We start from the raw sequence: 10,251 nt of genomic DNA on the forward strand, positions 1-10,251 counted from the left end.
ATCTTCGTCTACAGGTAGCATGAAATGGATATCAAATCCGACTAATACGGAGTGTATACAATGAAGAAGAGTATTTTGCTTGTTGAAGATGACGTGCTCATGCGCGAGTTTATGACTGATTATTTCAAAAAAGACGATTGGCATGTACTGGAAGCAGCCAACGGGCGGGAAGCGCTGGAACTGTTCGAGCAGCATGAGCTTGATCTGATTGTGCTCGACATTATGATGCCGGAGATTGACGGCTGGTCTGTCTGTCGGCGCATCCGCAAACAATCTGCCATTCCGATCATTATTATTACTGCCAGAACTGATGATGACGACCAGGTGATGGGCTTTGAGCTGGGCGCAGATGAGTATGTAACCAAACCGTTCAGTCCGAAGGTGCTTGTTGCGCGCGCAACGGCTTTGCTAAAACGTACGCAGGGAACGCTGGGACGTGCGGACGATATACTCATCTATGCAGATGGTCAATTGAAGATTGATAAACGCGCATATACCGTACAGGTGCATGGCGAGAATGTAAGCCTGACACCGAAAGAATATAGCTTGCTCGATCTGTTGACTCGTCGTTATGGTGCGGTTCTGGATCGGGATGAGATTCTAAATGCGGTTTGGGGTGCAGATTATTTTGGCGATACACGAGCAGTCGATACCCATATCAAAAAGCTGCGTGCCAAGCTGGGCGATGAAGGACGGCACATCCGTACAGTGATCGGTGCAGGGTATAAGTTTGAAGTGTAATGTGAAGCGGAAAGAGGGACAGCAATCGTGAAAAAAAGGGGTATCGTGTTCAAGTTGTTTGTCGTCACATCCGCAGTGACGATTGGTATATTTGCTCTGATTTTGCTGGCGCAGGGATTATTTTTTGACAAGTTTTATCGGACAGTCAAGGTGCATGATCTGGAGCAAAGTATGCACACGTTCGGCAAGCAGTATGCAGAACAAGGAGACGATCCGGTAGCAGCAGCGCGCATTCTGGGGCAATTTAGTAATGACAATCGAGCAGCGTTGGCGATTTATGATACAGATCTACAACGCCGTAGTCAAGATCCATACTTCATTACACTGCAAACGAAGGATAAGCAGGTGTCGCTGCTATTTTCCTCACTGGGAACTACGATTGGAGATGTGCCTCCTGATTTACAGATTGGTGCTACGCTCAAGGTAGATGGCATATATATGGATCAGAAAGATACGATTATGCAGCCTTCGACCTTGCAACCACAAACACCGAATCCGGATCAGGGTTTAACGCGGATTGAAGGAACAATTACCGATTTGGTACTGCCACAGGGGCAAGAACTGAGTCCATTTTATACGAATACACTGGTCGACAATGCCTTCATTGCTTGGCGGAATACTCATCCTGATGCGGATATCCAACAATTAAAGGTAGATAACACGGTGCAATCGGAATGGACAGATCCATGGAGTGGCGTTACGTATGCGATGATTATCTTGCCAGTAACAGGAAGCGACGGTAAAACGAACTATGCGCTTTCGTTATCTTCTTTGCAACCGGTTGGAGAAGCATCTATGTTGCTACAGCGATACTATTTATACTTGGCTCCGATTATTGCGGTCATTCTGTTACTGTTATCGTTCCTTTATTCCCGGTTGCTATCTCGCCCGCTATTACAGCTTAGTCGTACATCAGCGCGCATGGCGAGACTGGACTTTCAGCCAATGAGCAATCACTCTTTGCGGTCCAATGATGAATTTGGCGAGTTATCTCGCAATCTGGACACACTCCGCCATAATCTGGATGCTGCATTGCGCAAGTTATCTGAAACGAATGAGGCGTTGAGTCATGAGATGGAAGAGAAGAATCGTGCCGAACAGCTTCGTAAAGAGCTAATTGCCAACATTTCGCATGAATTGAAAACGCCGCTCGGCATCGTCAAAGGCTTTGCCGAAGGTTTGCAGGATGACGTTGCTGCTGATAAACGTGAACGCTATGTCCAGTTAATCGTTACCGAAACCGACCGCATGAATGCCTTGATCATGGATATGCTTCAGCTGTCGCGTTTTGAAGTGAAAGCAGTGAAGCTCAAATCACAACCTATCGATATTGTACGGCATATTCAAGCGCTGTTGTATTCATTTGCACCGCAGCTGGAAAGTCGTCATCTGCGAGTTGTAACATCCGGGGACGAGACACTATGGGTGAATGCAGATCCAAGAAGAATCGATCAGGTGCTATTGAATCTGCTCAGCAACGCCGTGCGTCATACTCATGAAAGTGGTACGATTACAGTCGATTGGCAAGTGATGAACGATGAAGAGGTAGAGATTGCGATCGAGAATGAAGGTGACCCAATTCCTGCTCAGGATCTGGAGCGAATCTGGGATCAATTTTACCGTGCTGAACGTTCAAGAGATCGCAAAACTGGCGGAACCGGGCTAGGATTAGCGATTGTGAAGCATATTTTTGAATTACATGAGAGTCGATATGAGGTTAATAATACAGAGAATGGCGTGGCATTCCGTTTTACGTTGAAGCAAGCGCCAATCGATAGAGAGACGAGGGAGATAGATGAATAAAATGACGATTCCAGCAGCATGTGTGCTGCTAGCAGGTGTTGTACTTGTAAGTGGTTGTGGCAAACAGACGGAAAACACGACTGCCGCGCCTCAAACTTCCACGACTGAGCAGCAAGGAAGTGCCAATTCCTCCTCAGCATCCAATGAATCAACAGAATCGGCAATCGAGACGAATGATAATAATGAAGCTGCTACAGCTAACGATCCATCTGCCAGTTCGGACGATATTCTTATAATTATTGATCAATCGGAAAAACCCATCGAAAATGCCGGGAGTTTTGATTTCTTTATCAATCGTTTACCAAAAGGATATCATCTGGATAAAATGACTTGGACAGGTAAAGGCAAAGCGATCGTCAATACCTATGAACAAGCCGTGGAGAATGGTGGGAGCGGTGGTCCAGAGCAAGGTTCATTCTACATTAGTGGGGACGGACAATTTTCCGGATTCTTGTATCCTGAATCTAGAAAAGGCGAGCAGGGTACCGTATCATTTACGTTCGCCAATGATTCCGGAAATGAACTATCTTGGGAGAAAAAACTAACGCTGAAGTGATGGAAATGAAGATGCTTCGTCCTGATGAATAGGATGGAGCATTTTTGTATATTTAAAGAGACAATGATTGTCTGCTCAAGTTCTCGTTCTATAGCGTTGCTGATTTGGGACTGAAATATTAAAGATTACATACTATAGGTGAATGGAAGGTACCATTATAATAGAAGTAATTTTTCTGTAAATGGTTTAAAGGAGGGTATGATTTTATTTTGCAACTAATTTCATTTGGTCAATGATAATCCGTTTTAAGCAAAATACAAAGTGGATTTTAAATAGTGTAGTAGTGTGATCGGGCTAATCAAAGTATATACAATAGCAATTCTTTATTTTTATATGAAAAGGAATTGGAAACGGTCTAACATTCTACCTATGTATGCAAGAGGAGTATAAAACCATCAACATTAACATAATAATAGTTATGTAAACTAAAATGATATATATCGTTCTTAATTGAGAAGAAAATCAGTTTTCTACTATTGATATATGGAAACCTAACATCCCCTTATTTCCGACCATCAAACATTCCTTTTCACACACATACAAAACCGCAGTATCGTACATTTGGCTTACATACTTACCTATTTCTCTCTAAATACGGAAATAAAGCGCTTGAAAAAAGTTCCTGTTTCCTCTACAATTACAAACGATAATGAGATTCAATATCAATTACGCTATAGGGGGAATACAAATCATGTTCAGGCTTCAAAAATCGGTCGCTGGAATGATGGCATTATTATTCGTGCTGATCATGCTGGCAGGCTGTGCTTCTGGCACAAATACAGGGGAGTCCGCAAATGCTTCTGGCGAACAAAGTAGCAGTACACAAGCTTCAGCAAACACGCGAGTCATCAAACACGCAATGGGTGAGACGACCATCACTGGTACGCCCAAGCGTATTGTTACGTTATATCAAGGCGCCAATGATATCGTTGTATCACTGGGAATCAAACCTGTTGGTGTAGTCGAATCTTGGGAGCAGCAACCCGTCTACGATTATCTAAAAGCCGATCTAGGCGATGTGCAACAGGTAGGTCAGGAAACTCAACCGAATCTGGAGGAAATACATAAGCTAAAACCGGATTTGATCATTGCGACCAAAACGCGTCATGAAGATATTTATAATCAACTGTCACAGATTGCTCCAACGATCGTAACAGATAAACTGTACGATTGGAAAGAAGGCGTAAAACTCATTGGCGAAGCATCTGACCATGAGGATCAAGCGAACCAATTGATGGCAGATTGGGATAAACGTACAGCCGATTTTAAACAAAAAATGGGCGACCGTTTGCCGATTGTTGCCAACATCATTAACTTCCGTGAAGACGAAGTTCGTGTTTACTACCTCAGTTATGCAGGGATCATTCTGAAGGATCTTGGCTTCACCAGACCTGCCGGACAAAATGATGAGGATTGGGGCGCGGAGCTGACTTCTAAAGAAAGCATCCCGGATCTGAACGCGGATATGATCTTTAATTTTAACTACGATAAGACTAGCCCGGAAACGGTAAAATTGTATAACGACTGGACCAGCAGTCCCCTTTGGGCCAATCTGGATGCTGTGAAGAAAAATCAGGTGTATCAGGTTGATGAAATTATGTGGAATATGGCAGGCGGCTACAAATCAGCCAATCTGCTGCTGGATGACCTGTACAAGCAGCTCAAATTAAATTAAACATGAAATGCCAAAGCAAATAAGGGGACTGTTCGGACGGTGTATAGGTCGATGTTACTTACCACCGGACGGACGCCCTTTTTTTCATGACATGGAAGTATGATCCGGATTGCGGTTTGGATTGGAGATTATTACATGAGAGAGTGAGTCTATGTTTCCGTTATTGAAAACGAACAAATCCAGACTATTCGGAATGCTGCTGCTGGCGATCGTCTGTGTAGCTTCCGGCATGGCGAGTATGATCTTTGGACGGACGCCGATTACGATGAGCGATCTGATCCATACGTTTACCCAGTACGATCCGCAGTCTATTCCGGATGTCATTTTGAAAACGGAACGTTTGCCGCGTACATTGATCGCTGCGGTGGTAGGCGCAAGTCTGGCAGTTGCTGGTGCGATGATGCAGGCGCTAACACGTAATCCGCTTGCTTCGCCAAGTGTATTCGGTATTAATGCTGGTGCGATTTTCTTCATTGTCATTGCTATTGTTGTATTTTCCATTCGAGCATTGACAGCTCTGATGTGGTTTGGATTCGCCGGAGCAGCCGTATCTGCAATTATCGTATATATGCTTGGCTCGATTGGACGCGATGGATTGACGCCGATCAAGATTGTATTGGCAGGTACGGCGATGACGGCTTTGTTTTCCTCCTTTACGCAGGGCATTCTTGTTTTGGACGGTACTGGTTTGCAGGATGTATTGTTCTGGCTGGCTGGTTCTGTCAGCAATCGTTCATTAGAGATGCTGTACCCGGTGCTTCCGTATATGGGGATTGCCGCAGTGATCTCGCTTGGTATGGGTCGAGCGGTGAATCTGCTATTAACCGGTGATGATATTGCACGGGGCATGGGACAAAATGTACTCGTTGTTAAGCTGCTTATGGGTCTGGTGACCGTTCTGCTTGCTGGCAGTGCGGTGTCGGTCGCTGGTGCTGTCGGGCTGGTTGGGCTAGTTGTTCCACATCTGATGCGGTCGCTAGTGGGCAATGATTATCGCTGGTTAGTACCGTATTGTCTGTTCGGTGGCGGTATTCTATTGCTGCTGTCGGATGTCGTTGCACGATTGATTATTTCACCGTCCGAGCTGCCGCTTGGTGTGATGACGGCGCTGATTGGCGGGCCGTTCTTCATTTATATTGCCCGCAAGGAGGTGACCCGGATATGAAAAAGACATTTGTACTACGTAGCCGTGGGAATGGGTTCTCGCTTCAGCTAGATAAGCGTTCGCTGGGCATCATGCTAATTCTACTCGTGCTTGTGTGCATAGCGGCAGTACTAGGCACTAGTCTGGGTAGCGATTATATCGCGCCGCTGGATGTACTACGCAGCATTCTTGGGCTGGATAACGGTGACAACGATTTTGTCGTATTGACGCTGCGGTTTCCACGGGTGCTGTTGTCGCTATTAGTTGGACTCGCATTGGGAATGTCGGGTGCGATTTTGCAAGGTATTATACGTAATCCGTTAGCTTCGCCTGATGTAATCGGTATTACCGGTGGTGCAGCAGTCGCGGCAGTTGGATTTGTTACTTTGCTAGGCGGTGCAATCAGTATTAAAATGCTGCCACTGTTTGCGATCGTAGGCGCACTGGTGACGGCATTGATTATTTATATGCTGGCATGGAAATCAGGAGTTACGCCGATTCGGCTCGTGCTGATCGGGATCGGGGTATCTGCGATTACGGGCGCAGCAACGACCTTTATGCTGATTATCAGCCCTTTTTACACGGCAGGGCAGGCGTATGTGTGGCTAACCGGAAGCATATACGGAGCGACATGGACAGATGTGAATACGATCTGGCCGATGCTGGTCATCGCTGTTCCGGCAGCGCTGTGGCTTGCTCGTAGTCTGAATGCGCAGGAATTTGGCGACGATCTGGCAACTGGTCTTGGTGTGACGGTGCAGCTACATCGACTATTGCTGCTCGGATGCAGTGTTCTGCTGGCGGGAATCGCAGTAGCAGTAGCGGGAACGATCGGATTCGCGGGTCTGATGGCACCGCATATTGCGCGTCGTCTCGTTGGACGTATGTTTGGCAGTCTGTTAATCGTATCAGGGCTGGTTGGGGCATTGGTTGTGTTTGCCGCCGATCTGATCGGGCGCACACTGTTTGTTCCGCTCGATGTACCAGCTGGTGTATTTACCGCTGGTGTTGGTGCACCATTTTTCCTATATTTGCTATTCCGCAATCGTAATCAATATTAACATTTCGCCGAGGAGGAACAACGATGAGTATACTGGAAGCGAAAGAATTAACAATCACCTATGGCGCCGCTCCTGTTATTGAAAATCTGAATCTGACCATTCCGTCCGGGCAAATCACAGTACTGATTGGTAGTAACGGCTGCGGCAAATCGACGTTACTACGTACGATGGCGCGTCTGCTCAAGTCGCGCTCTGGCTCGGTACTGCTGGATGGTGAGGATATTGCACGTCTACCGACCAAAGAAGTGTCGCGGCGGATGTCTATTTTGCCACAGGGACCAACTGCGCCGGAAGGGCTGACGGTGAATCAGCTCGTGCGGCAGGGGCGTTATCCGCATCAGAGCTGGCTCAAGCAATGGTCGCGCGAAGACGAGCAAATGGTGCAGCAGGCGCTGCAAGCAACGCGTCTGACTGAGATGTCGGAGCGCCCTGTGGATGCCCTGTCTGGTGGTCAGCGTCAACGGGCATGGATTGCTATGACGCTGGCACAAGGAACCGAAACGCTACTACTGGACGAGCCGACAACGTATCTGGATATGACGCATCAGATTGAGATTCTGGATTTGCTGTTTGAGCTGAATGAGCAGGAAGGGCGTACGATTGTCATGGTACTGCATGATCTGAATCTGGCATGTCGTTATGCGCATCATATTGTGGCGGTGCAGAATCGTAATATTTTCGCTCAGGGCAAGCCAGAGGAGATTATCAATCAGGAGCTCGTGCGACAAGTATTCCATATGGAATGCGAGATTGCGGTAGATCCACTGTTTGGCACACCGCTCTGTATTCCGCATGGAAGGGGGCGTCGTCTGCATGATCCAGCAGTCACACCAAAGATTTGAACCGTATGAGCTGGATGTATTAACTTCGCAATATCGACTGGCATTGGAGCCGGGAGACGATCCGTCACTTTCGCTTGCCTGTCGTGATCTGCTGAAATTGGAAGTAAGTGAACCGTATTTGCAGCGGGTCGCTGGTGAGATTTTCGAGACGGATTCTATGAAGGCAAATGTATCGTTATTCGCAAAACGGTATGCGTATTTGACAATTGCGGCAGGGTTGTTTGCTATGTCGCGCTACAATAAGGCGCTCAATCTGACCCTAGAAAATTGTACGCTTGATTCGTATCGTAAAGGTGAAGCGTGGCTGCCGCGTGTACTGCTGCATGATCGATCCGTAACGATGCCAGAACCGGGACAGCGACATATGTGGCGAGATGAGCTGATCCGACGTATGTTTGCCGATAATCTGGCAAAGGTCTGGTCGGCATTATCTCAGCATACAGGTGTGTCAAAGGCGGTCTTGTGGGAAAATACGGCGATATACGTGTATTGGCTGTATGAGAATTCGTTTGCGGAAGGAGCCGAAGGTGAAGAATTGGAGCGGGTGAAGGAGGACTTCCACTATCTGCTGCATGATGCGCCAGCGATACTATTTGGCGAACGCAAAAATCCGCTTCATACCTTCAATACGCCCAAGCGCATTACATTGGTATCGGAAACACCGATTCGTGTGCGGAAAACATGCTGCTTGTATTATCTGGCGGCAGATGAACTGGATGATTATTGTCCTACCTGTCCAAAGCTGAAACATGGCGCAGTGAGCTGCTGATATACGATAGGTAGATCTATTTGTTCGTTCGTTTGTTTGTTTGTGATTAATTGTCATTCAACAGGCTTTATGGAAGGCTTGTACACTTGTGAATATTCTTCTAAAACATGTTGCTTTTTCACGGATACTATGAGGTGTGTATTTATACGTTTATGCTTGAGTCAGTAGTCAGGGCGCTCTCTATACGGCGATTGATGATGCTATGTGGAGATGGTTCTGACGTTGACCAAGTGTTGCTGAGATATGATCTTGTATGTTGGTCAAAGCGCAATATGTTGCAGATACAAGTCAAATAGCGATTCGTATCATTCACGTTTTAAGATGCAAGCGAAATAAAAACTTGTCGACATAAAAGAATAATATTCGACAAACAACGAGTTATCGCGTTTACATCGTATTCACATATTCGTTTACAAAATATATATTTTCGCATACAGCGTTTTATCCCGATTTTGCTGTAATTTTCTTATAAAATCCATATATCTCTTAGATTCCCTAAAAAGTTGATTGTTGACAACTATATCACGCATCTTATAAGATAGGAATCGAATTGCTGATACTGATAATCATTATCATTTTAGAAACCGGAGGAGATATGCTGTGCATTTTACAGAAATGCAAAACCTGCAAAATCGGTTGATTGCTAAAGCCGCCGATGAGCTAGGAATACAGTGTGAGCTGCTAGTTCCGGGTTGCGAGGATTTTATGAAATTGACGAAGCAGAATATGAGCATCGTTATTAACAAAACTCGCTCCCATCGCTTGCCGCTCATATCGGGATTACTTGCCAAAAACAAGCAGGCTGCGAATCAACTGCTATCAGAGCAAGGATTACCTGTACCTGCTCATATCGTCGTTAGCGAAAACAATGAGCAAGCATTATCGTTTCTGGCATCTATATCCGCAGCGGGACATTCACTCGTTGTGAAGCCGCTGGATGCGAGTAGTGGCAATGGAGTAACCCTTGATGTGCGTACCCCGCAGCAATTGGCAGAAGCGATACAGGATGCGGCAGTATTCAGCCAACAGATAATGCTGCAACAGTATGTGCAAGGTAACGATTATCGAGTGCTGGTGATCGACGGCAAAGTCGTAGCAGCGACTGAATATTCGCCTGCGTATCTGGTTGGTGACGGTCAACGAACGATTGGAGAACATCTCGCTGAATTGAATCGTCAGCATCTGCGGCAGACAGAGATTGGACCGTTAACCTTGTTCAACATGCTACAGCCTGATGATCCAGCGATTACAACGTCGTTAACAGCGCAGGGATATGAGCTGAGCACTGTGCCAGAAGCAGGCTGTATCGTTACATTGTATTCGCTAGAACATACCGAGATCGGTAAAGTAAGCGAATTCTCACGCGACTGTACAGACGAGCTACATGACCATAATGTGAAGCTGGCTATTCGCGCCGCACAGATCCTGAATATTGACGTAGCTGGTATCGATATTCGTTGTAACGACATTTCAATTCCTTTAACTTCGGATTGTGGAGGTATATTGGAAGTGAATGCATTGCCGGATTTTGTATTTCATGTCTATCCGTATGAGGGACAAGGCCGGGCGGTTGCACATCGGTACGTCGAATATATATTCAATCAACAAGTCAATGGACCCGTTACGACGAGTTCAAACCTACAAAGGAGTGTACATTAAT

The 10,251-nt window shown here is 46.1% G+C and carries 9 protein-coding genes; all 9 read left to right on the plus strand.

Annotated features, from left to right (window positions below; all coding sequences use genetic code 11):
• The first annotated feature begins 60 nt into the window (after positions 1 to 60).
• The 9 genes from ACDE64_RS11445 (at position 61) to ACDE64_RS11485 (ending at position 10,250) form a co-directional block, all read left to right on the plus strand.
• Entirely contained in the window at positions 61 to 741 is a 681-nt protein-coding gene (locus ACDE64_RS11445) for a response regulator transcription factor (RefSeq protein WP_411350101.1), read from the plus strand.
• A 27-nt stretch (positions 742 to 768) separates the two neighbouring features.
• Complete coding sequence (locus ACDE64_RS11450; RefSeq protein WP_411350102.1) at positions 769 to 2,544, plus strand: sensor histidine kinase; 1,776 nt, start codon at positions 769 to 771, stop codon at positions 2,542 to 2,544.
• Positions 2,537 to 3,100 (plus strand): hypothetical protein, encoded by a 564-nt coding sequence (locus ACDE64_RS11455; RefSeq protein WP_411350103.1) that lies wholly within the window; start codon positions 2,537 to 2,539, stop codon positions 3,098 to 3,100. The genes ACDE64_RS11450 and ACDE64_RS11455 overlap by 8 nt, the downstream gene beginning before the upstream one ends.
• A 691-nt stretch (positions 3,101 to 3,791) precedes the next feature.
• Positions 3,792 to 4,775 carry an ABC transporter substrate-binding protein gene (locus ACDE64_RS11460; protein ID WP_411350104.1) on the plus strand — a complete coding sequence of 328 codons (984 nt, stop codon included), beginning with the start codon at positions 3,792 to 3,794 and terminating at the stop codon, positions 4,773 to 4,775.
• 151 nt (positions 4,776 to 4,926) lie between these two features.
• Positions 4,927 to 5,940 carry a FecCD family ABC transporter permease gene (locus tag ACDE64_RS11465; RefSeq protein ID WP_411350105.1) on the plus strand — a complete coding sequence of 338 codons (1,014 nt, stop codon included), beginning with the start codon at positions 4,927 to 4,929 and terminating at the stop codon, positions 5,938 to 5,940.
• Positions 5,937 to 6,980, plus strand: a complete 1,044-nt coding sequence (locus ACDE64_RS11470; RefSeq protein ID WP_411350106.1) for a FecCD family ABC transporter permease — start codon at positions 5,937 to 5,939, stop codon at positions 6,978 to 6,980. Before ACDE64_RS11465 ends, ACDE64_RS11470 begins: the two co-directional genes overlap by 4 nt.
• Before the next feature lie 23 nt (positions 6,981 to 7,003).
• Positions 7,004 to 7,822 (plus strand): ABC transporter ATP-binding protein, encoded by an 819-nt coding sequence (locus ACDE64_RS11475; RefSeq protein ID WP_411350107.1) that lies wholly within the window; start codon positions 7,004 to 7,006, stop codon positions 7,820 to 7,822.
• Positions 7,794 to 8,591, plus strand: a complete 798-nt coding sequence (locus ACDE64_RS11480) for an IucA/IucC family C-terminal-domain containing protein (protein ID WP_411350108.1) — start codon at positions 7,794 to 7,796, stop codon at positions 8,589 to 8,591. The genes ACDE64_RS11475 and ACDE64_RS11480 overlap by 29 nt, the downstream gene beginning before the upstream one ends.
• Before the next feature lie 600 nt (positions 8,592 to 9,191).
• Positions 9,192 to 10,250 (plus strand): hypothetical protein, encoded by a 1,059-nt coding sequence (locus ACDE64_RS11485; RefSeq protein WP_411350109.1) that lies wholly within the window; start codon positions 9,192 to 9,194, stop codon positions 10,248 to 10,250.
• Position 10,251: the final 1 nt, after the last annotated feature.

Source organism: Paenibacillus sp. WLX2291 (assembly GCF_046603665.1).
GTDB lineage: Bacteria > Bacillota > Bacilli > Paenibacillales > Paenibacillaceae > Saccharibacillus.